Origin of the sequence: Erwinia oleae, from assembly GCF_000770305.1 — a bacterium.
Taxonomy (GTDB): domain Bacteria; phylum Pseudomonadota; class Gammaproteobacteria; order Enterobacterales; family Enterobacteriaceae; genus Erwinia; species Erwinia oleae.
Window position 1 is genome coordinate 13,787 of the sequence record NZ_JNVB01000025.1, and the last position, 20,955, is coordinate 34,741.

The 20,955-nt window shown below is 55.5% G+C and carries 20 protein-coding genes and 1 pseudogene; 9 read left to right on the forward strand and 12 right to left on the reverse strand.

The genetic code is table 11. The features are described 5' to 3' along the window. Window positions 1-69 precede the first annotated feature (69 nt). On the forward strand, window positions 70-675 hold the full coding sequence (locus GS12_RS10120; RefSeq protein ID WP_034914969.1) for an FMN-dependent NADH-azoreductase: 606 nt from the start codon (window positions 70-72) through the stop codon (window positions 673-675). 44 nt (window positions 676-719) lie between these two features. On the opposite strand, the gene GS12_RS10125 is transcribed toward GS12_RS10120, so the two are convergent. Beyond that, window positions 720-1,610, reverse strand: a complete 891-nt coding sequence (locus GS12_RS10125; RefSeq protein WP_034946530.1) for a LysR family transcriptional regulator — start codon at window positions 1,608-1,610, stop codon at window positions 720-722. 105 nt (window positions 1,611-1,715) lie between these two features. Here GS12_RS10125 and GS12_RS10130 point away from each other — a divergent pair, with 105 nt between their 5' ends. Continuing rightward, a complete protein-coding gene (locus tag GS12_RS10130) occupies window positions 1,716-2,585 on the forward strand; it encodes an SDR family oxidoreductase (protein WP_034946532.1) in 870 nt (289 codons plus the stop codon). 38 nt (window positions 2,586-2,623) lie between these two features. Here the strand turns inward: GS12_RS10130 and GS12_RS10135 are convergent. From GS12_RS10135 to GS12_RS10145, 3 genes and pseudogenes are all read right to left on the reverse strand, one after another. Then, a pseudogene (locus GS12_RS10135) lies at window positions 2,624-2,950 on the reverse strand (YdbL family protein). Between the two features lie 10 nt (window positions 2,951-2,960). After that, complete coding sequence (locus tag GS12_RS10140; RefSeq protein ID WP_034914982.1) at window positions 2,961-3,149, reverse strand: YnbE family lipoprotein; 189 nt, start codon at window positions 3,147-3,149, stop codon at window positions 2,961-2,963. Continuing rightward, on the reverse strand, window positions 3,136-5,760 hold the full coding sequence (locus tag GS12_RS10145; protein WP_034946535.1) for a YdbH family protein: 2,625 nt from the start codon (window positions 5,758-5,760) through the stop codon (window positions 3,136-3,138). Before GS12_RS10145 ends, GS12_RS10140 begins: the two co-directional genes overlap by 14 nt. Window positions 5,761-5,930: 170 nt before the next feature. Between GS12_RS10145 and GS12_RS10150 the strand changes: the two genes are divergently transcribed. Further along, the gene (locus tag GS12_RS10150; RefSeq protein ID WP_034946538.1) at window positions 5,931-6,923 is read left to right on the forward strand and encodes a 2-hydroxyacid dehydrogenase; all 993 of its coding nucleotides are present in this window, start codon (window positions 5,931-5,933) and stop codon (window positions 6,921-6,923) included. On the opposite strand, the gene GS12_RS10155 is transcribed toward GS12_RS10150, so the two are convergent. Next, on the reverse strand, window positions 6,924-7,196 hold the full coding sequence (locus GS12_RS10155; RefSeq protein WP_034946541.1) for a putative hemolysin: 273 nt from the start codon (window positions 7,194-7,196) through the stop codon (window positions 6,924-6,926). A 344-nt stretch (window positions 7,197-7,540) separates the two neighbouring features. On the opposite strand from GS12_RS10155, the gene GS12_RS10160 reads away from it, so the two are divergent. Continuing rightward, complete coding sequence (locus tag GS12_RS10160; RefSeq protein WP_034914995.1) at window positions 7,541-7,828, forward strand: putative quinol monooxygenase; 288 nt, start codon at window positions 7,541-7,543, stop codon at window positions 7,826-7,828. A gap of 40 nt (window positions 7,829-7,868) precedes the next feature. On the opposite strand, the gene dbpA is transcribed toward GS12_RS10160, so the two are convergent. Then, a complete protein-coding gene (gene dbpA / locus GS12_RS10165) occupies window positions 7,869-9,248 on the reverse strand; it encodes an ATP-dependent RNA helicase DbpA (RefSeq protein WP_034946544.1) in 1,380 nt (459 codons plus the stop codon). 213 nt (window positions 9,249-9,461) lie between these two features. Here dbpA and ttcA point away from each other — a divergent pair, with 213 nt between their 5' ends. Then, window positions 9,462-10,391: a tRNA 2-thiocytidine(32) synthetase TtcA gene (ttcA, locus tag GS12_RS10170; RefSeq protein WP_034914997.1), complete on the forward strand. Its 930-nt coding sequence runs from the start codon at window positions 9,462-9,464 to the stop codon at window positions 10,389-10,391. A 45-nt stretch (window positions 10,392-10,436) separates the two neighbouring features. On the opposite strand, the gene ynaL is transcribed toward ttcA, so the two are convergent. Both ynaL and zntB read right to left on the reverse strand, forming a co-directional pair. Beyond that, entirely contained in the window at window positions 10,437-10,592 is a 156-nt protein-coding gene (gene ynaL / locus GS12_RS24760) for a proline-rich small protein YnaL (RefSeq protein WP_162834961.1), read from the reverse strand. A gap of 266 nt (window positions 10,593-10,858) precedes the next feature. Beyond that, window positions 10,859-11,842: a zinc transporter ZntB gene (gene zntB / locus GS12_RS10175; RefSeq protein ID WP_034914999.1), complete on the reverse strand. Its 984-nt coding sequence runs from the start codon at window positions 11,840-11,842 to the stop codon at window positions 10,859-10,861. Between the two features lie 307 nt (window positions 11,843-12,149). Between zntB and bglF the strand changes: the two genes are divergently transcribed. Together bglF and ascB are read left to right on the forward strand one after the other, a co-directional pair. Further along, window positions 12,150-14,015 carry a PTS beta-glucoside transporter subunit IIABC gene (gene bglF / locus GS12_RS10180; protein WP_034946547.1) on the forward strand — a complete coding sequence of 622 codons (1,866 nt, stop codon included), beginning with the start codon at window positions 12,150-12,152 and terminating at the stop codon, window positions 14,013-14,015. 19 nt (window positions 14,016-14,034) lie between these two features. Continuing rightward, window positions 14,035-15,429, forward strand: coding sequence for a 6-phospho-beta-glucosidase (gene ascB / locus GS12_RS10185; RefSeq protein WP_034946549.1), 1,395 nt, complete (start codon window positions 14,035-14,037; stop codon window positions 15,427-15,429). Between the two features lie 44 nt (window positions 15,430-15,473). On the opposite strand, the gene licT is transcribed toward ascB, so the two are convergent. The 3 genes from licT to GS12_RS10200 form a co-directional block, all read right to left on the reverse strand. Beyond that, window positions 15,474-16,343 (reverse strand): BglG family transcription antiterminator LicT, encoded by an 870-nt coding sequence (gene licT, locus GS12_RS10190; RefSeq protein ID WP_034946551.1) that lies wholly within the window; start codon window positions 16,341-16,343, stop codon window positions 15,474-15,476. Window positions 16,344-16,489: 146 nt separating this feature from the next. Then, window positions 16,490-16,813, reverse strand: a complete 324-nt coding sequence (locus tag GS12_RS10195) for a hypothetical protein (RefSeq protein WP_034946552.1) — start codon at window positions 16,811-16,813, stop codon at window positions 16,490-16,492. An 18-nt stretch (window positions 16,814-16,831) separates the two neighbouring features. Continuing rightward, window positions 16,832-18,445 (reverse strand): peptide ABC transporter substrate-binding protein, encoded by a 1,614-nt coding sequence (locus tag GS12_RS10200; protein WP_034946553.1) that lies wholly within the window; start codon window positions 18,443-18,445, stop codon window positions 16,832-16,834. A gap of 175 nt (window positions 18,446-18,620) precedes the next feature. On the opposite strand from GS12_RS10200, the gene mpaA reads away from it, so the two are divergent. Next, window positions 18,621-19,328 (forward strand): murein tripeptide amidase MpaA, encoded by a 708-nt coding sequence (gene mpaA / locus GS12_RS10205; RefSeq protein ID WP_034946555.1) that lies wholly within the window; start codon window positions 18,621-18,623, stop codon window positions 19,326-19,328. Here the strand turns inward: mpaA and ycjG are convergent. After that, window positions 19,303-20,283 carry an L-Ala-D/L-Glu epimerase gene (ycjG, locus tag GS12_RS10210; protein WP_034915022.1) on the reverse strand — a complete coding sequence of 327 codons (981 nt, stop codon included), beginning with the start codon at window positions 20,281-20,283 and terminating at the stop codon, window positions 19,303-19,305. The two genes, mpaA and ycjG, sit on opposite strands and share 26 nt — an antisense overlap. A 158-nt stretch (window positions 20,284-20,441) precedes the next feature. On the opposite strand from ycjG, the gene tpx reads away from it, so the two are divergent. Continuing rightward, entirely contained in the window at window positions 20,442-20,945 is a 504-nt protein-coding gene (gene tpx / locus GS12_RS10215) for a thiol peroxidase (RefSeq protein WP_034915025.1), read from the forward strand. Window positions 20,946-20,955 lie beyond the last annotated feature (10 nt).

Here is a 20,955-nt window from a genome sequence, read left to right on the forward strand (position 1 = left end):
TCACTCGGCGAAGTTTGCCCATAGAGTGTAACCCATTGAGCATAAAGCCATCACGCAAAGGAAATTAATATGAGCAAAGTTTTAATTCTGAAATCCAGTATTCTTGCCGGTTATTCGCAGTCGAACCAGCTGGCCGATCACTTTGTATCAGAGTGGAAAGCGTCTCACAGCGGCGATGCTATTACCGTACGCGATCTGGCTGCGGATCCGATCCCGGTGCTTGACGGCGAACTGGTAGGCGCGCTGCGTCCTTCCGATGCCGCACTGACGCCGCGTCAACAGGAAGCGCTGGCGCTCTCTGATACGCTGATTGCTGAACTTCAGGCTCATGACGTTATTGTTATTGCGGCGCCGATGTACAATTTCAACATCTCAACTCAGCTCAAAAACTACTTTGATTTGGTGGCCCGCGCAGGCGTCACTTTCCGCTACAGCGAAAACGGCCCTGAAGGCCTGGTCACCGGCAAAAAAGTCATCGTTATCACCAGCCGCGGCGGTATTCATAAAGACACGCCAGGCGATCTGCAAACCCCGTACCTGAAGCTTTTCCTGGGCTTTTTGGGCATGTCCGACGTGCAGTTCGTCTTTGCCGAAGGCATCGCGTACGGCCCGGAAGTGGCGACTAAAGCCGCCGCAGAAGCAAAAGCGGTTCTTTCGCAAATCGTTACCGCTTAACGTATAAACAATGAAGCCGTCGCGGCCTTTGCGACGGCTTATCGCTATTCTATAAAGTTAGCCAGCTCGTCTGATGTTCCTTCAGGAAAGCATTTCTTCAGCCAGGCCATAAAGGCGGAGACGCGTGGGCTGAGCAGGCGCCGCGAGGGATATAATGCCCACAACGCAGCGGCCGGGCCTTCCATGTCGCCCCATTTCACCAGTTTTCCGGTATTGAGGTCGTTATAAACCAGCGAGAGCGGCAGGCTGGCAACGCCAACATCAAGCCGCACTGCATCGCGGATCATTATCATCGACGAGAGCGAAAGAACCGGATTGACCATCATGGTCGATGCCCCGTCCGGCGTGATGAACTTCCAGCTTTTTTGCTGTCCGGTTGCTCCTCTGACGATTACCGGAACAACGCCGTCGCCCGAAGGCCGGGTTCGATGCGGGCTGGCGACCAGGATCTGGCGATCATGCAGGAAAGGCCGACCAATCAGCGTTTCATCCTCTTTCGGATTCACCCTGATCACCAGATCGTATCCCTCCTCAATCATCGCAACTTCACGGTCATCCGCTGTCACCTCCAGCTGTATTTCCGGAAAGTGCAGCACAAATCCGGCGGCAAGCCTCCCCATTGCGGTCTGCGCAAACAACAGCGGAACGCTGACACGCAACCGTCCTCGCGGTATTTTTCCTCCCGACGCTATTGCTGCCGTGGCTTCCTCAAGTTCGGTGAGCAACTGCCCCGCGCGCTCAAACAGCGCCAGCCCTTCTTCCGTCAGCCTGAGATCGCGCGAGCCCCGTTCAAACAGCCGTAAACCGAGTTCAGCTTCTAATTCCGCCACGCGGCGCGACAGCGTCGCCTTGGGGCGACCGGTGGCGCGGGCGGCTTTCCCGAACCCGCCGTAGCGGGCAACCAGGGTGAAGTCTTTTATTCTCAGAAGATCCATGTGTTCCACCAGTGAGACAAGGCATCTATATATAACGTCTATTCGCCTGATTTTGAATCAGTGATAATGATTCCGTCAACACAGACATCCTTCAGGAGAAATAAAATGACCATTCTTGTAACAGGCGCGACTGGCCGCGTTGGCCATCATGTTGTTGAGCAACTTATCAGCCGTGGCGCTGCCGTTCGTATACTTACCCGCGATCCGTCAAAGGCGAATTTTTCCCCAGACGTTGAAGTGGTACAGGGCGATATGTTGAACATCGCTTCGCTCCGCGCTGCCTTTGCTGGCATAAAAACGCTGTTTCTGCTCAATGCCGTAACGGGTGATGAATTTACTCAGGCGCTGATCACACTCAATATTGCGCGTGAAGCGGAGGTCAGACGCGTTGTCTATCTCTCGGTTCTTCATGCCGATCGTTTTGTGAACGTGCCGCACTTTGCGGTGAAATCCGGCGCCGAGCGGATGATTGCACAAATGGGGTTCAGCGCCACCATTCTGCGTCCCGCCTATTTCATTGATAATGAGCACATGATCACCGATGTCATCGTCAATCATGGCATCTACCCAATGCCCATCGGCAGCAAGGGGATTGCCATGGTCGACACACGCGACATTGCTGAAGTGGCGGCAATTGAGTTAATCCGCCGCGACCAGACAGAGGGCGAACTGCCATCCGACACCATTAACCTTGTCGGCCCTGACGTGCTGACCGGCGCCGATGCGGCTGCTCTCTGGTCTGAGGTTCTGGGCCGTACAATCGGTTATGGCGGCGACGATCCCACGGGGTTTGAACAGAACCTGGCGACGTTTATGCCTGAGTGGATGGCTTATGAAATGCGTCTGATGGCTGAACGCTATGTCAGTGACGGAATGTTGCCAGCGCCGGGTGACGTTGAGCGCCTGACCGCCCTCCTTGGCCGTCCGCTTCATACCTATCGGGAATTCGCGACCGTCGCGGCTTCTGAAGCATGATAAAGATCATGAGGCAGGGAAGCCTGTTTTGCTGCGGCTCAATGATCCTTTTTCAGCCACTGACCATTTATACCACGCACGTATTCACCCACCGCCGCGCGCTCCACCAGTTTTTGACCGGCGATGCGGCCGACTTCGTTTTCGGTCATATTGTTCTTCTTTGCCAGTGCCTGATATTCCTGTTTTCGTCCCTGATTAACCCGTTCGACCAGCGCACGGGTTTCCTCATCCTGTTTTACCGGCGCGATAAAGCCGGAAAAGGTTTCGCCCACGCGGCCCTACTGACGCGCTTCGTTAAGCGTTAACGCCATGACGGCGGGAGTAAAAAGCATCAGGGCAGTTACTATTGCTTTCAGCGTAGTCATTATTTTTTCCTCAGAACAGGTCGCTGTTATTTTTCAGCAGCGCTTCTACGTCTTTATCAACCTTAATATGGATCTCATGCTCAATCTTCACGTTCATATTAATGGTGATGGGCTCTTTCGGGGCAGCCACTTCGATACGCGGAATGCAGCCGCTCAGTAGCATCGCGATTGCAGGCATCAGCAGGCTAATGCGTTTCATCTTTTTTTTCCTTCTGCTGTGGCAGGTTGGCATTATCTTCTACCCAGGATTGCAAATTATCGCCAAAGCGCAGGCTGCGCCACAGCTGGAACAGATTTTCCTGCTGCGTATAGTTAAGCGATACGCGCTGATTTTTATCGCTGAAGCGGCTGGTGCCCTCCACCTGCGCCTTCATCGTCAGGCCACCCAGGTTATCCAGATCGAGGGTGGCCCAGCTACGCGATATTTCCATATAGCGCAGCCAGTCGAGCGCGGCGCCGGCGGCAATACTGTTCTGTGACAGGGCATCAGCGAAATCCTTATCCAGCCGGATGGTCAGCGGGCCGCTGTTGGCCAGCCAGCCCTCTTTTACCAGCCACTGAGAATGGTTGAGCCACAGCGGCAGCGCGCCGTTAATTTTGCCTGACATGGCGATCTGTTTTGGCTTCACCGCCGCAACCACTTCACTGAGGTCGATATTGCTTAAGCGCAGCATCGCCGCCTCGGTTTGCGGCATTTGCAGGCTCTCCATACTGATTTTTCCGCCGAGAACGTCCACGGCGACGTTGCTTAAACGCAGCGGCTGCCGGGCGCGCCAGGGATACCACCCCTGAAGATCTGCGGTGATATTGTGCAAAGCAAACTGGTTCTTGATCTCTTTAATGCGCAGCGAAACCGGCCCTTTTGCGCCGAAATACCACTGATGCGCCTTCAGGCGGAACGGCAGAGAAAAGTCCACGCCGTTAATCTGATTATCCGGCATGCGTACGCTGCCGTTCGTCACCACCCAGTGTCCACCGGCGCTCAGCCCCTGCTCGTCAGAAGCTGAAAACGCCGCCTGCGCGCGGAGCGTGCCGGACTGGATCTTCATTTTCAGATCGCCGAGCAGCGGCTGAAAGACCGACAGCGGCTGTGATGGCCACCAGGCCTGACCGCGCAGCCGTTCGCCATTCCAGCGGCCCTGCACCCGAACCGGGCCGATCGCCTGTGCCTGTAGCGATCCGCTGTACAAAAATGCGGCCGGATCGCGGCCTCTGACGGCCAGCGTCAGCGCAGCCGGCGGCAGGTAACCCCCGCCGGAGAAATCCGTACGCTGCGCGGCAAGCCGGAACTGCCCTGTCATTAACGGATTTTTTTGATCGCGCTGCCAGCGCAGCGGCGCCGTCAGCGTCAACCTTGGGGAATTCACGTTGACGCTGCCGTAAGCGATGCGATCGAACCCGGTGGAAAGCGACGTCAGTTCAATCACCGTATCCTCCCAGCGCCCTCGTCCGCTGATATCCCACGTCGCCGCCAGCGGTGCAATCGCGCCATCGCCCCAGTAGCGCCAGCGCCACAGCCCTTTGTCCGGCCAGAAATCACGCGCGCCGCCGTCAAGATGCAGACGAAAACGCCCCCGCCGGGGATCGTGCGCGGTCAGGATTGCCTGAAGGCGACCGCTCAATCCCGCAGAAGAGAGCGTCACGCCCGCCAGCGGCCAGCGCGCTTCATCCACTTCCAGCGTCGAAAGCAACCGCCCTTTCATGCGCAGCAATGCGCCGGGCTTGAGGAGAATATGCGGATCGCTCAGCGCACCCTGCACGTCACCGGGCAAACCGGCATAGAATTGCAGCTGAGCCAGTTTGCTTTCGCCGGTAATGCGAAACGGCAATGCGCTGTTAACGAAATCAAGATGTCCCGGCCCGAGCGACAACACCACGTTTCCTTTGCCGCCGCGCCCCTGCGTCAGCACGTTAAGCCTGCCGACGATCTCCGTCGCGGGCAGCCCCTGCTGCCAGTTACGCAGCGACAGCGATATGCCGCCGGAAACAGGCTGCGGGCCGTAAGGCCAGCGCCATTGCCCCTGATTGATGCGTATCTCTTCTGCGGTCGCCTGCCAGGGAAGCGCCAGTAGCGGCGTGTCGTCATTCTGCTGCGTCACGCTCAGTTGGCCCTGCCGACGCTGCCACGCCAGGTTAATCGCCACGGGCGTCGGCAGAGCGGACAGGGTCAGCGTGCTGTGTAGCCGACCGCTCTCAGGCAGGCCATCAGGAAACGCAGGCAGCGTCACCGTACCGGCAAGACTTACCGGCTTTTCCACACCCGGCGCGCTCAGCGTCAATGACTGAATATCCAACTGCTGACCGCGGAGTTCAGCGATGAGCGAAAGCGCCTCCCCGCTATAGCGGATACGCTGTGCGCTGCCGTCCAGGTTGAGCGTCAGCGCGCCCGCCCATGTCTGCCACGGGGTGACCTTTACTTTATCAATATTGATATCGGCAGCAGGCAGCATTGCCTGCCAGTCGGCGATCGATCGCGGCGCGGCGCGGTTTTCGCCCGCCGGAAGCTGATTAAAGCAGTCGCTGTCGATATCCAGCCCGGCAGCATGCAGCCGCCAGCGGCCTGACGTGTGCTGCAACGTGGCATCTTTCACTACCGCCATCGGGCAATCACCCGCCAGATAGCGAACGTCAGGCACAAAAAGGCCGCCGTTACGCCACTGCGGCCGCCCGTCGAGCGCCACGGAGGTGCCCGCCGGTAACCAGATGCCGGCCAGGTGTGGCAACCAGCGGGTGACGGTTAGCATGAGCCCGGCCAGCAGCAAAATCAGCGTCAGGACCGCCGTTGTGAAAATTTTCCAGCCCCGGCTCATGACAAATTACGTCCGTAAAAAAAAGAGAGTAAACAATGATGGCACGTAATGTTCATTCAAAGAAGTTTTTCGCCAAAAATCATGGTGTAGCGTCATAAGGAGTTTTCAGTTCATCCTGAAGAAATGTTGTTAAGATTAAAGCAGTGTTTTTTGAGTTCAGGAGAAGCGTAATGAGACTCGCGGTGTACAGCACAAAACAGTATGACCGGACATATATCGAACAGGTAAATCAGGATTTTGGTTATGAACTGGAGTTCTTTGACTTTCTGCTCACCGAACGCACCGCAAAAAATGCCGTAGGCTGCGATGGCGTTTGTATTTTTGTCAACGACGACGGCGGGCGCGCGGTGCTGGAAGAGCTGGCGGCGCTGGGCGTTAAGTTTGTGGCGCTGCGCTGTGCGGGTTTTAACAACGTCGATCTGGACGCGGCGAAAGCGCTGGGCATTCAGGTCGTGCGTGTACCGGCCTATTCACCGGAAGCCGTAGCCGAACATGCGGTAGGCATGATGATGACGCTGAACCGGCGCATTCATCGTGCGTATCAACGCACGCGCGACGCCAATTTTTCGCTGGAAGGGTTAATCGGTTTCAATATGCATGGCCGCACGGCGGGCGTCGTCGGCACGGGTAAAATCGGTCTGGCCACGCTGCGTATTCTGAAAGGCTTCGGCATGCGCCTGCTGGCGGTTGATCCTTTCCCCAATCCACAGGCCAGTGAACTGGGCGCAGAGTATGTCGATATCACTACGCTGTTCCGGGAAGCGGACGTTATTTCTCTTCACTGCCCGATGACGCCGGAAAATCACCACCTGCTGGATATGGCGGCGTTTAATCAGATGAAAGATGGAGTGATGATCATCAATACCAGCCGCGGCGGGCTGATTGATTCCCAGGCGGCCATTGATGCGTTAAAGCTGCAAAAAATTGGCTCGCTGGGGATGGATGTTTATGAAAACGAGCGCGATCTGTTTTTTGAAGATAAATCCAATGACGTTATTCAGGATGATATTTTCCGCCGCCTGTCCGCCTGCCACAACGTGCTGTTCACCGGCCATCAGGCGTTTCTGACGGCGGACGCGCTGACCAGCATTGCGGAAACGACGCTGCAAAATCTGAAGCTGTTGAGCAACGGAGAGCCCTGTCCAAACGCGCTGACTGCGTAATCAGCGCGCGCAGGTGCCACCGGCAAGCGCGTCTTCGCCGCAGCGACGACCGTTCGCCAGCTGGCACATGCCCACCGATGAGCCATCGAGCTGGCGGGAGAGCGCCAGCGTTCCGCCTGCGCTGACGCAGTTGCTGGCAGCCAGATCGGACATCACGACTTTTGCAGGCACGTGCGCAGCGGTGGCCTGCTGCGGCGGTTCGTTATCATCGCTGCTGCTGCATCCGGCCAGCAGCAATATTGCGCCAGCAATAAGTAAAGTCGTGGTTCTCATGGTGTTTCTCCAGGCGGTTGGACAGCCAGCATATGCCACGATTCCGGGTGGGTCGAGAGGTGACATAAATATTTACCATTCAGCAGCGCGACGCGGTCGCCTGGCTGATACGTGTGGTCAGATTGTCTGACCGCTTGCCGCCTTAATGCGCGGTGAGGTGACTCAGCGTTTGTTGTCACGCAAGAGGCTGGCAACCATTGGGCCAGCGCCAGGCGGAAAGCGCCGTGGCGCGATATTCACAGGGAAACGTCGCATAAAATTGATGCCTGACAGCACGAAGGTTGAAAGTTATGCGTCAGGGTTTGCTAAACTGATTAAGTTCAGGAACATAAGAGGAAAACAGGATGAGTAATAAATCAGTGCTGATTGTGGCGAAATTTACGGCAAAACCTGGCAAGGCTGATGAGTTAAAAAAAGTGCTTAATCACGCGGTGAAACCTTCCCGCGCGGAAGCAGGCTGCCTGCATTACGATCTTTATCGCAGCGTGGAGGACGGGAACGTGTTCCTGTTTCATGAGGGATGGGAAAACGGCGCGGCGGTGGAGAATCATGAACAGCAGCCCCATTTCAAGACGTTGATTGAGCAGGCGGAACCGCTGCTTTCAGCACCACCTGACGTCAATAAAATCTGAAAAAAAAGCCAGCGTCGCTGGCTTTTTTATTGGAGAAATTCTATTTCAGCAATCGTACGCGGCAGGTCTTGCCTTTAATTTTTACCTGCTGAAGCGACTTCAACGCCTGGCGGCCGCCCTCGCTTTTCAGCGCAACATAAGCATGCGCAGGCGCAATATCGATTTTACCAATCAGATCGCCGCTCAGCCCTGCCTCACCGGTCAGCGCGCCTAAAATATCACCGGGGCGAATTTTCGCTTTGCGCCCGCCATCAAGGCACAACGTGATATTCAGCGCCGGTAGCGGCCTGGCCGCGACGGAGAGCAGAGAGGCGACCGGCTTCCATACCAGCTTCTGTTGCAGAAAATCTTCCAGCGCGTGAGCGCGGATCATCTCATCAGCAGACACAAAACTGACGGCGCTGCCCTCTTCGCCCGCGCGTGCCGTGCGTCCAATGCGGTGTACGTGCACTTCAGGATCGTAAGAGAGCTGATAATTCACCACCAGCGCCAGCGATTTGATATCCAGCCCGCGCGCGGCGACATCGGTCGCCACCAGTACGCGGCTGCTGCCGTTGGCAAAGCGTATCAGCACCTGGTCGCGGTCGCGCTGTTCCAGATCGCCATGCAGCGCCAGCGCGTCAATACGGCTGCTTATCAGCGCGTTGGCAATATCATCGCAGTCGCGTTTTGTGTTGCAGAACACCACACAGGACGCGGGTTGACGTTCGCTCAGCAGGCCAGTCAGCGCCGTCAGTTTTTCACGTGAGCCCGTCTCATAGAAATGCTGCTCAATGGCGGGCAGCGCCGACACGTCATCCGTTTCAACGCTCAGCGGATCGCGCTGAATGTGCTGGCTGATCTGCGCGATGTCCTGCGGCCAGGTGGCGGAGAAAAGCAGCGTCTGTCGCGCTGACGGGCAGTGGCTGATAATGGCATCAATATCATCGCGAAAACCCATTTCCAGCATCCGATCCGCTTCATCCAGCACCAGGGTGGCGATACCGTCCAGCCGCAGGGTTTCGCGTTTGAGGTGATCGAGAATGCGCCCTGGCGTGCCGACCACGATATGCGGCGCGTGGACCAACGAATCCCGCTGCGCGCTCATTGGCTGTCCGCCGCAGAGGGTAAGGATTTTTACGTTTGCGGTGAAGCGAGCAAGACGACGTAGCTCTTTCGTGACCTGCTCGGCCAGTTCGCGCGTGGGACAAAGCACCAGCGACTGGGTGGCACCCTGCGTTGCATTGATGCGCTGCATGACGCCCAGACCAAATGCCACCGTTTTGCCGCTGCCGGTTTTCGCCTGTGCCCGCACGTCGCGTCCGGCGAGAATGGCGGGAAGCGCGGCGGCCTGAATTGGCGTCATGCTATGGAAGCCGAGCTCGTTAAGATTCTCGATCTGGCTGGCGGGCAGGCCTGGAAGCAGTGAAAAAGCGGTCACACAGTACTCTCTGTTTACGTCGACGGGCGGAATGCCGCGAGTGTAACAGAGGCATCGGACACGCTGAAGAAGCTTTCACAAAAACCATTACGCCTGGCGCGTAATAAGCGCTCAAATCCTGCTGGTAATCCCTGCTGTAATCCGTACCATACTCTGCATCATGACGCCGCGCGCTTCACGCGACGATTACTATCGCAACGAGTAAGTCAACAAATGCATTCTAATCAAGAAGTTAATCAAAAGTCCCGCTATAATCTGAATAAGCTGCAAAAGCGTCTGCGTCGCAATGTCGGCGAGGCGATTGCCGACTTTAACATGATTGAAGAAGGTGACCGCATTATGGTTTGCCTCTCCGGCGGCAAAGACAGCTATACGATGCTGGAAATTTTACGCAACCTGCAACAGAGCGCGCCGGTGAATTTCTCGCTGGTGGCGGTCAATCTTGATCAGAAGCAGCCCGGTTTTCCTGAGCATATTCTGCCTGAGTACCTGGAAAAACTGGGCGTTGAGTACAAAATTGTTGAAGAAAATACCTACGGCATCGTTAAAGAGAAGATCCCGGAAGGCAAAACCACCTGTTCGCTCTGCTCGCGCCTGCGTCGTGGCATTCTTTATCGCACCGCAAGCGAACTGGGCTGCACGAAAATCGCGCTCGGCCATCACCGTGACGATATTCTGCAAACGCTCTTCCTCAACATGTTTTACGGTGGAAAGATGAAAGGCATGCCGCCAAAGCTGATGAGTGATGACGGTAAACATATTGTGATCCGCCCGCTGGCCTACTGCCGGGAAAAAGACATTGAGCGTTTCGCCATTGCCCGCGAATACCCGATTATTCCCTGCAACCTGTGCGGATCGCAGCCAAATCTGCAACGGCAGGTTATTGGCGATATGCTGCGTGACTGGGACAAACGCTTCCCCGGACGTATTGAAACAATGTTCAGCGCGATGCAAAACGTGGTGCCTTCTCATCTGGCCGACCACCAGTTGTTCGATTTTCGCGGTATTCAACACGGATCGGCGGTGGTTGACGGCGGTGATTTGGCATTTGATCGCGAAACGTTGCCGCTCCAGCCTGCCGGATGGCGCGTTGAGGATGATGAAGAGATGCCTGAGCGGCTTGATGTGATTCAGGTGAAATAAATAATACTTACCGGCTTACCTTTTGGGCAAGCCGGGCGGTTCAGACTACATATGCGGCGGCGGGTCGAGAATGGGATCCGGATCGCCCGGCGGTGGATCGGGCATCGGCTGCGGTGTAGGGATCGGATCGGGGATCGGCGTAGGGTCGGTGGGAACCGGATCGGACGCACGCGGAGTGTTCAGAGCGTTTATCGATAACATGTCTTCCTCCTGTGACGTTTCGTGTCAGTTAAGCATAGGCACGCTGCGCGATGCTGGCAAATGCGCAAAAAAAAGCCGGCATTAAGCCGGCTCGTGTGAATCAAATGTGCTATGCATTAATTCAAATAAGGAAGTAAGACAATATGGAGCGCAACGCCCATCGCTTGACGTTGCATTCACCTGCGAGAAAGAGTTTGCCTCAGTGCCATCGGCTGGATATTGATGTCGATCAGCTTTTTTAGCATTGTTACTATTTTTGCGCAGCGCTACAGCCACCTGCGACGCCTGAGCCAGAAGGCGACGCCCAGCACTAATCCCATCAGCAACAGGCAAAAGACGCCAAACCCATAATGCCAGTTGCCGCCCGGAATACCGCCTAAATTCACGCCAAAAAGCCCGGTCAGAAATGTGGTTGGCAGGAAAATCATCGCCAGCAGCGACATGGTGTAGGTTCTGCGGTTCATCGCTTCCGCCATGACCGTGCTGATCTCGTCCGCCAGCACCGCCGTTCTTGCCACGCTGGCATCAAGATCGTCCAGTCCGCGCCCCAGCCGGTCGGCAATATCCTGCATTCGTCGGCGATCGTCATCACTCATCCACGGCAGGCGTTCACTGGCGATACGCGAATACACATCGCGCTGGGGAGCCATATAGCGCCGCATGATGATGAGCTGCTTGCGGATCAGCGCCAGTTCGCCGCGTGGAGGAACCTGTTGATCCACCACCGCATTTTCAAGCTCAATGATGCTGTCATGAAGCTCTTCAATAAATTCGCTGGTGTGATCGGTCAGGGCATCACACACCTCCACCAGCCAGGTTCCCCCATTTACCGGCCCGTTGCCGTTTTGCAAATCGGTCAGCACTTCATCAATGGCGAAGACCTTTCTTTGCCGTGTGGAAACGATGAGCTTTTCATTAATAAATACCCGAATGACCACCAGTTGGTCGGGCCGCGACTCGCTGTTAAGGTTGACGCTGCGCAGAGTGATCATGGTGCCGTCGCCAAGGCGGCTCACCCGCGGACGCATGCTGTCACCGGCCAGCGCATCGCGCACGGCATCGGGCAGCAGCGGTGTGGACATCAGCCAGTCCGCGCTCTCACGGTGGGTATAGTTAAGATGAAGCCAGCAAGGCTGGTGGCAGTGAATAACGTCCTTGTCCTCGATTGGGATCATGCCGCCCTTTCCGTCCAGCTGGCAGGAGATAATCGCATCGGACACCTGTAAAGCTTTACCTGCAATAACGTTCACATCCGCCCCACTAAGCATTTTCAATTCGATACAGTCTAGCGCGACGTTGACGCGTTGCAAAACGCGGCCCGTGCCAACATTGCGCAAAAAAATAAGATCTTGCTCACGAATTCTTTGGCAGTACGCTTTTATCGCTTGTGTTCACCGTCTGACTAAGGAAATATCAGCCCTGCGCGTCAGGATTGTTACTGTACAGACAGGCAAAACCTAAACCGCTTACCTTCTCGCCACGGTGAAGAGAGTAAGCGGTTTAGGTTTTTTTTTGGTCTGCACTTCGTCAGGGAAACGCTATTCAGGAGCGAATACAATGAAATACCAACAGCTAGCGCAAGACATTTTGCAGGGGGTCGGAGGTCGGGACAACGTGCTCTCACTGATGCACTGCGCCACCCGTCTGCGGTTTCGCTTAAAAGACGCCACGCAGGCGAACTCGCCGGAACTGAAAAATCATGCCGATATAATTACAGTCGTTGAGAGCGGCGGGCAGTATCAGGTTGTGATCGGTAATCATGTGGCTGAAGTCTGCCAGGCCATTCAACAGCTGGGCAAAATTGGCGACGACGCAACAGCAAGCGAACCCGTCGGGAAACAAGGCATTGTCGCCAGATTTATCGATATCGTATCCGGCATTTTCATGCCCTTCCTTGGCGTAATGACCGCTTCCGGCATACTTAAAGGCCTGCTCGCGCTGGCGGTGGTTATTGGGGTCACCGATGACAAAAGCGGCAGCTACAGAATGCTGTTTGTCGCCAGCGACGCCCTGTTCTATTTTTTACCGCTGATACTGGGCTACTGCGCCGGTAAGAAATTCGGCGGAAACCCGTTTACCACACTCGCCATTGGCGCGGCGCTGGTGCATCCGATAATGTTTGATGCCTGGCAGCAGGCGCAAAACGGCGGAGAATCTTTGCGCTTCCTCGGTATACCGGTGGTGCTGATCAATTATGCGTCGTCGGTTATTCCGGTGATCCTGGCCGCCTGGCTCTCGTGCTTTATTGAACGCACTATCCATCATCGCCTGCCTTCCGCCATTCGCAATTTCACGACACCGTTGATCTGTCTGGTGGTCGTTATTCCCCTGACCTTTTTAGCGATTGGCCCGGTGGCCACCTCGCTGAGCCTGAAGCTGGCGGATGGCTATCTGTGGGTGTACGGCTTAAGCCCGCTTTTTGCCGGTATGGTGATTGGCGGGCTCTGGCAGGTCTGCGTGATTTTTGGTTTACACTGGGGACTGGTGCCCGTGATGATCAATAATCTCAGCGTCTATGGCTTTGATACGATCCCACCGCTGTTGCTGGCGGCGGTAATGGGCCAGGCCGGCGCAACGCTTGGCGTCATGCTGCGCACCCGCGATCTTAAACTCAAAGGTCTGGCCGCCTCATCGTTTACCGCCAGCCTGTTTGGCATTACTGAACCAGCGGTTTATGGCATCACGCTGCCGCGCCGTCGCCCGTTTATATTTGGCTGTATCGGCGGCGCACTTGGTGCCGGACTGATCGGTTTTTATCAGGCCAAATGCTATTCGTTTGGACTGGCCAGCATCTTCACAATCTTTCAGTCCGTGCCGAACACCGGCATTGACTCTACCGTTATCGCAGTCATCTGCGGTTCGCTCTTCGCGCTGGTTTTTGCCGCGCTCAGTACATCGCTATTTGGCCTGCCCGCCTCGCCTGCGGAGCAGGAAAAACTGACGCCGCCTTTACCACACAGCCGCGCCTTTCAAAGTCTGCTGAGCCCGCTTGAGGGGCGCGTCATTCCGCTGGAAAACGTTCCCGATGAAAGCTTTGCCAGCGGGCTGCTGGGCAGAGGTATCGGTGTTGTCCCTTCCTGCGGGCGCATCGTCTCTCCGGTCAACGGCACAGTCGCTTCGCTGTTTCATACCGGCCATGCCATCGGCCTCAAGGCGGACAACGGCATGGAGATACTTATTCATATCGGTCTGGATACCGTAAAGCTCGGCGGCAAACACTTTACCGCACATGTCAGTCAGGGAGAGACCGTCAGCGTGGGCGACGTGCTGATTGAGTTTGATATGGCAGCGATAGACGCCGCCGGATATGACCTCACCACCCCCGTCATTATCAGCAACAGCGAAGACTACCTTGACGTACTGCCTGCAACGTCGCAGGAACAGGTCAGGGAACAAATGCCGTTGTTAAGTCTGTTTATTTAACCAGCACAAGGAGAGAGCCATGACTAAACGTTTTCCAGAAGGTTTTTTATGGGGCGGCGCAGTGGCTGCCAATCAGGTCGAGGGAGCCTGGCAGGCCGACGGGAAAGGCCTGTCGACTGCCGATTTACAGCCGTCGGGCATCATGGCGCCGCGCGTGGCGCAGCGTCAGGATGACTTTAGCATTCGGGACGTGGCGATCGATTTTTACCACCGCTACCCTGAAGATATTAAATTATTTGCTGAAATGGGCTTTACCGTACTGCGCATCTCAATTGCCTGGTCGCGTATCTTTCCCGCAGGCGATGACGCCAAACCTAACGAGGCCGGACTGGCCTTTTACGATCGGCTTTTCAGCGAAATGGAAAAATATAACATTGCGCCAATGGTTACGCTTTCTCACTATGAGATGCCTTTTGGGTTGGTCGAAAACTATGGCGGCTGGGGAAACCGGAAAACCATAGAATTCTTTGAACGCTACGCGCGCACGGTATTTGAGCGTTATAAAGACCGGGTGAAATACTGGCTAACCTTCAATGAAATCAATATGTCACTGCACGCACCGTTTACCGGCGTCGGCCTGTCGGAAGGGAGCGGTAAACAGGCTATCTATCAGGCGATCCATCATCAGCTGGTAGCCAGCGCGCGCGTGGTGAAAGCCTGTCATGAAATTGTACCAGAAGGAAAAATCGGCAATATGCTACTTGGCGGACTGCTCTATCCGCTGAGTTGCCAACCGGCCGACGTGCTGGAAGCGATGCAAAAAAACCGTGAATGGCTCTTTTTTGGCGATGTGCAGGCACGCGGACACTATCCAGCCTACATGAAGCGATTCTTTCGGGAACACGACATCACGCTGGAGATAACCGAGCAGGACAAATGCGATCTGCGTGAAACCATCGACTACATCTCCTTCAGCTACTACATGACCGGCTGCGTTACTGCCGATAAGGAACTGGATAAACGAACGCGCGGAAACATTCTAAGCATGGTGCCCAACCCTCATCTGCCCGCCTCAGAGTGGGGATGGCAAATCGATCCGCTTGGCCTGCGCGTACTGATGAACCAGCTATACGATCGCTACGAAAAACCGCTTTTCATTGTCGAAAATGGTCTGGGCGCGCGCGATAAGCAGGAGGCCGACGGTTCAATCAATGATGACTATCGCATCGCCTATCTGAACGACCATCTGGTGCAGGTTCGCGAAGCCATTGAAGACGGCGTGGAGATCTGGGGATATACCAGCTGGGGCCCCATCGATCTGGTAAGCGCCTCGAAAGCGGAAATGTCGAAGCGTTATGGCTTTATATACGTTGATCGCGATGATAATGGCAACGGTACGCTGGAGCGCAAGCGCAAGAAAAGCTTCACCTGGTATCAGGAGGTTATCCGCTCGCACGGTACTTCTCTGGAATAAATGTTTTAAAGGGGCACTCGCTGCCCCTTGTTTCATTCAGCCCGTCAGCGTTTGAATTCTGCTGACAGCTCATCGGCTACCAGCATTTCGCGCCTGACCCTTTCAACATGAATGGTTAAAAACATCCGCTCTTCTTTACCCAAAGCGTAGTGCCAGTTTTTTTGGACGTGGCGATCAATTTTTTCAACGCAGCGATAGGCCTGAGGATAGCGTTGGGAAACCACATCGTGCAGCGATTCATCAACGCTGGTCACGCCCTGCTTCCCTAACATTCGCTGAGCGAAAAATTTGAGATGGGTAACAAACCGGTTGTAGCTGAGCGCGTCGGTACGCCAGGTGATGTGGAGCGTGTATTTAACGATATCGAGAATTTGCTGCATGAACAGCGTGATATGCATAACTTCAGGCATTTCCGCATGCAGTTGGGCATTAACCAGATGTAGCGCAATAAAGCTCGCTTCATCTTCTGCCAGCCGGATAGCTAACCGCTGGTGAATAATATCAAGCGCCCTCGTGCCAAGCGCAAACTCCTGAGGATAGAGGTTTTCAATCTCCCATTTCAGCACGGTGTGTAACGGAAGATGATGCTCATAACGATATATGGCGAAGTTGAGATGATCGGTCAACGCAATAATAACGCTTTCATGCAGGTTGGCTTGCAGTGTCTGCTTTGCCATAGCGATAATGCATTCGCTGGCTGCCAAAACTTCCGGACGAATGGTACCGAGTAATTCACCAAGCTGTCCGGTAAGCTGTGGATTTTGCAGCGTGAACACCTTTTCGACTGTGCTGCTATCAATTCTGTCTCCCGCGCGCTTTTGAAAAGCCAGCCCGCGGCCCATCACGACCTGCTCTTTTCCCTGCGCATCGCACACGACCGCGACGTTATTATTCAGTACCTTGCGTATTTTCATATCCCTGCCTGCAACCCGATCCGAGTAAGTCAGGTCTTGCCCGCACAAACGGTCACAATCCTTTTCGCTACAATAGTTCATTGCCTTTTGACATCAAGCTTCTCACGACAGAAATGTGAAGCTTCTCCGGCTTTCACTTCTCTGTATCAGCGACCCGGCGGGCATTTCGCCGTTTGTAACGTCTTTAACCGGGCCATCCGGCGATCGGCGGCCTTCTGCGCCCTGTTTTTTACCACACCGTTACCGATGCCGAAGTCTCCCAAAAACCCCAGCACCGTCAGGCTGTCGAATTCGCCCGTTTTATCAATTTTTGATTGTACACGCTGCTGGGCGGCAATACGTTCAGTGACGTTGTCACAGTCCCATATCGTAGCCTGCACATCAGTAACAGGCGGTGAATCCGGGTAGCGCTTTAACGCACAGCCTGAAAGCACTATCACCGCCGTTATCAGTAAGCAAGCTCTGTTCATTTGTTTTATGCGCCTGGATTAGTGTTTAAGAATATAGAGCTCGCGACTGTAGGCAACGTCTTCCGGGTTAGTCACCGGGTAGCCTTTCACCCACGGTTTAATCAGGCGCCCGTTGGTATACTGATAAATGGGTGCAATCGGCGCGCGCTCGGCAATAATCTGCTCTGCACGGTTGTAGTCATCATTGCGCACGGCAGGCTTCGTTTCACGGCTGGCTTTGTCCAGGAGTGCATCGTATTCAGGGCTGGAAAACTTAGCAATATTGCCGCTGTGTCCGGCGGTTAACAGGCTGAGGAAAGTTGACGGTTCATTATAGTCCCCCACCCATGAGGCGCGGATCACATCAAAGTTGCCGCTGTTGCGGCTGTCGATATAGGTTTTCCACTCCTGATTTTGCAGCTTCACGCTCACGCCCAGATTTTTCTTCCACATTGAGGCCACCGCAATCGCAATTTTCTGATGATTTTCTGAGGTGTTATACAGCAGCGTTAACGTCAGAGGGTGCGCGGGGCTGTATCCGGCCGCAGCCAGCAGCGCTTTCGCCTGCTCGTTAAGTTCGGCCTGTGTATGCTGTTCTAAGATACTTTTCTTCGGATGGAATCCGGCTGTGACGTCTGGCGTGAAGTGCCAGGCTGGCTTTTCGCCCGTCCCTAACACTTTCTCAGCAATAATTTTGCGATCGATACTCAGCGACAGCGCCTGCCGCACGCGCACATCGGCGGTCGGGCCTTTTTGGGTGTTAAAAGCGTAATAGTAGGTACCGAGCTGATCAGGCGTATATACCTCATTCGGGATCTGCTTTTTCAGCAGGGTATACATATTTTTCGGGAAGGATTCGGTGATATCAATATCGTTTGCGCGATAGCGTTTGGTGGCGCTCGACTCTTCATTGATCGGCAGGAAAGTGACTTTGCTGATAACCGTGTGGGCGTTGTCCCAGTAATTGTCATTACGCACCAGCACCAGTTTTTCATTCACCACGCGAGCCTGAAGCTGATAAGCGCCGTTACCCACCAGGCTGCCGGGTTGTGTCCAGTCGGCACCCGTGCTCTCAATGACTTTTTGCGGCACCGGATACAGGCAGAAGTTAGCGGTAAGGCTGACAAAATACGGCACCGGCTTGTCGAGCGTCACCTTCAGCCGGTATTTATCCAGCGCAACAACGCCCAACTCCCCGGTTGTCTTTTCGCCTTTGGCGATGGCTTCCGCATTCTGTATGCCCGCAAGACCGGCAAACCAGGCAAAGGTGGAACCGGTTTTTGGATCGACAAGACGTCGCCAGCTATAAACGAAATCGTTCGCGGTGACCGGTTCACCGTTTGACCAGCGTGCATCTTTGCGCAGCGTAAAAATCCAGGTTTTGTTATCCGTCGTCTGCCACTGCGTGGCGACGCCAGGCACGATATTGCCTTTCGCGTCCTGGCTGGTCAGCCCTTCAAACAGATCGCGGATCACCTGAATTTCCGGCAGGCCGACGGCGCGCGCAGGATCGAGCGTAGCGGGTTCGTCTTTGATATGGCGAACAATTTCCTGGCGTTCTGCCAGCACTGTGCCGGGGGGAACGTCGGCGGCAAAAAGGGACGACGTAACAGCCAGCGCAACGGCGGCCAGGGTGAAACGGGCGATCTTCATCGGAGCACCTTTCAGATAAGAATATGCGATTGACAGCACTTTAACGCAAATTGTTAAGCGGCAAATAGCCTTTTCCATTGCTGTTGATGCTTTATACGAAAAGAGTGGAGATGCGCCGACTTTTGTTAGCCGCAGTTTTGCGCTAGTTTTAAAAAAACATTCGGGAGTCAATAACATGTCGCAGATACATCCCCGCACGCAGCGCGGCGCCCTGAACGCAGAGAACCAGCGCTACGGCGCGTCGGTGCTCGGCGCGCCGCTGCTGTGGTTTCCGGCGCCTGCCGCCGATGCGCAGAGCGGGCTGATTCTGGCGGGTACGCACGGCGATGAGACCGCCGCCGTAGTGACACTCTCCTGCGCAATGCGCACCCTGAACGACGCACACCGTCGTCATCACGTGGTGCTGGCCGTCAACCCGGACGGCTGCCAGCTGGGTCTGCGAGCCAATGCGAACGGCGTTGATCTGAACCGCAACTTTCCGGCGGCAAACTGGCAGAAAGGTGACACCGTTTATCGCTGGAACAGCGTAGCGGATGCGCGGGATGTGTTGCTGTCGACCGGCGATTGTGCGGCGTCAGAGCCGGAAACCCGGGCGCTGTGCAAACTTATTCATCAGCTCACCCCCGCCTGGATCGTCACCTTTCATGAGCCGCTGGCCTGCATAGAAGATCCGCACACCAGCCCGCTCGGCCAGTGGCTGGCAAACGAGATGGCGCTGCCGCTGGTAACCAGCGTGGGCTATGCCACGCCGGGTTCGTTTGGCAGCTGGTGTGCCGATCTCAACCTGTTGGTGATCACCGCAGAGTTGCCGCCGATCTCTGCCGATGCCGCCACGGAAAAATACCTGACGGCGATGGTTAATTTGCTTGGCTGGCAAGCGTGATGCGCCCGCAGCTAAACGGCAGCGACGGGTCAACGTCTGCCGCCAGCCAGGTGGGGCCGTCCAGATCGACAAAGCGCGCACGCGGCGCCAGCGGCAGCACGGCGTTAATGGCACGTGACGTGCAGAGCATACAGCCCAGCATCACCTGAAAGCCCGCGGTTCTCGCTGCCTGAGCGAGCGCCAGCGCCTCGGTCAGCCCGCCGGTTTTATCCAGCTTGATATTGACCATTTCATAACGTCCCTTCAACGCGGGCAGGCTTTCACGCGTGTGGCAACTCTCATCGGCGCAAATCGGTAAAGGGTGGATGAAGTTTTCCAGCATGGCGTCATCGTCTGCGGGCAACGGCTGCTCCAGCATGACGATGCCGAGATCGGCGAGAAGCTGACAGCGGGCGGCAAGCCCTTCGCTCTGCCAGGACTCATTGGCGTCGACGATCAGCGTCGCGTCCGGCACCGCAGTGCGTACCGCCATCAGCCGCTCGGTGATCAGCGAGTCGTCCATTTTGATCTTGAGCAGCGTCGCGCCGTTCTGCCACAACGCCAGCGCGGTACTGGCCATCATTTCCGGGGTGTCGATACTGACCGTCTGCGTCATCACGATCTCGTTCGGCATTGAGACACCGGTAAGCTGCCACAGGCTGCTGCCGCTTTTTTTTGCTTCCAGATCCCACAGCGCAGAATCGATTGCGTTACGTGCCGCGCCAGCCGGCAGCGCCTGTTGCAGCGCCTCACGGGTCATTCCCTGCTCAAGCGAGGTCAGCAGCGACGCGATCTGTGCCAGCACAGAGGCTTCCGTCTCGTTATAACGTGGATATGGCGTGCATTCGCCCACGCTTTTTACGCCGTCTTCTTCCAGTTCAACCACCACTACGCCCGCTTCACTGCGGGCACCGCGTGCAATCACAAAAGGCTTATGCAGCGGCCAGGCTTCCGGGTATACCTTTACTGCTCTCATTAACGAGTCCTTTTTCACGACGGGGAAAAGCCACTCAGACAACATAGCCATTTCTGACGGTTTTGGGTAATTCATCCGTGCCAGAATGTTTTTTGTGGGCAGCGGCCAGGGTGGCTTACACTCAGTGCTGGGTTAATCATGCTTAAAAAGGAAAGATTATGTCTCAGACCGTTCATTTCCAGGGCAATCCGATCGCCGTTGCGGGCGATCTGCCGACGCCAGGCCAGCTGGCTAAACCCTTTACGCTGGTGGCGAAAGATCTCTCGGAGGTCTCCCTCTCAAACTACAGCGGCAAGCGCAAAGTACTGAACATTTTCCCCAGTATTGATACCGGCGTATGCGCCGCGTCAGTGCGCAAATTTAATCAGCTTGCCAGCGAACTGGATAACGCCGTCGTACTGTGCATTTCGTCGGATCTGCCATTTGCGCAGTCTCGCTTTTGCGGCACGGATGGCTTAAACAATGTGATTACGCTCTCCACCCTGCGCGGCAGCGATTTCAAACGTGATTACGGCGTCGCGCTGGATGACGGCCCGCTGAAAGGCCTCGCGGCGCGCGCCGTGGTGGTGCTGGATGAGCATGACACGGTGCTTTACAGCCAGCTGGTGGCAGAAATCACCACCGAGCCGGATTATGAAGCGGCGCTTGCGTCGCTGAAATAGCAGGATAAAA

Bases quoted from the DNA above. Each gene is read 5' to 3' on its own strand.
- GS12_RS10140 (WP_034914982.1), bottom strand. From the start codon at position 3,149: ATGAAACGCATTAGCCTGCTGATGCCTGCAATCGCGATGCTACTGAGC.
- bglF (WP_034946547.1), top strand. From the start codon at position 12,150: ATGAAATACCAACAGCTAGCGCAAGACATTTTGCAGGGGGTCGGAGGT.
- GS12_RS10125 (WP_034946530.1), bottom strand. From the start codon at position 1,610: ATGGATCTTCTGAGAATAAAAGACTTCACCCTGGTTGCCCGCTACGGC.
- licT (WP_034946551.1), bottom strand. From the start codon at position 16,343: ATGAAAATACGCAAGGTACTGAATAATAACGTCGCGGTCGTGTGCGAT.
- tpx (WP_034915025.1), top strand. From the start codon at position 20,442: ATGTCTCAGACCGTTCATTTCCAGGGCAATCCGATCGCCGTTGCGGGC.
- ttcA (WP_034914997.1), top strand. From the start codon at position 9,462: ATGCATTCTAATCAAGAAGTTAATCAAAAGTCCCGCTATAATCTGAAT.
- GS12_RS10130 (WP_034946532.1), top strand. From the start codon at position 1,716: ATGACCATTCTTGTAACAGGCGCGACTGGCCGCGTTGGCCATCATGTT.
- GS12_RS10160 (WP_034914995.1), top strand. From the start codon at position 7,541: ATGAGTAATAAATCAGTGCTGATTGTGGCGAAATTTACGGCAAAACCT.
- ycjG (WP_034915022.1), bottom strand. From the start codon at position 20,283: ATGAGAGCAGTAAAGGTATACCCGGAAGCCTGGCCGCTGCATAAGCCT.
- ynaL (WP_162834961.1), bottom strand. From the start codon at position 10,592: ATGTTATCGATAAACGCTCTGAACACTCCGCGTGCGTCCGATCCGGTT.
- GS12_RS10120 (WP_034914969.1), top strand. From the start codon at position 70: ATGAGCAAAGTTTTAATTCTGAAATCCAGTATTCTTGCCGGTTATTCG.
- GS12_RS10150 (WP_034946538.1), top strand. From the start codon at position 5,931: ATGAGACTCGCGGTGTACAGCACAAAACAGTATGACCGGACATATATC.
- mpaA (WP_034946555.1), top strand. From the start codon at position 18,621: ATGTCGCAGATACATCCCCGCACGCAGCGCGGCGCCCTGAACGCAGAG.
- GS12_RS10145 (WP_034946535.1), bottom strand. From the start codon at position 5,760: ATGAGCCGGGGCTGGAAAATTTTCACAACGGCGGTCCTGACGCTGATT.
- GS12_RS10195 (WP_034946552.1), bottom strand. From the start codon at position 16,813: ATGAACAGAGCTTGCTTACTGATAACGGCGGTGATAGTGCTTTCAGGC.
- GS12_RS10155 (WP_034946541.1), bottom strand. From the start codon at position 7,196: ATGAGAACCACGACTTTACTTATTGCTGGCGCAATATTGCTGCTGGCC.
- ascB (WP_034946549.1), top strand. From the start codon at position 14,035: ATGACTAAACGTTTTCCAGAAGGTTTTTTATGGGGCGGCGCAGTGGCT.
- GS12_RS10200 (WP_034946553.1), bottom strand. From the start codon at position 18,445: ATGAAGATCGCCCGTTTCACCCTGGCCGCCGTTGCGCTGGCTGTTACG.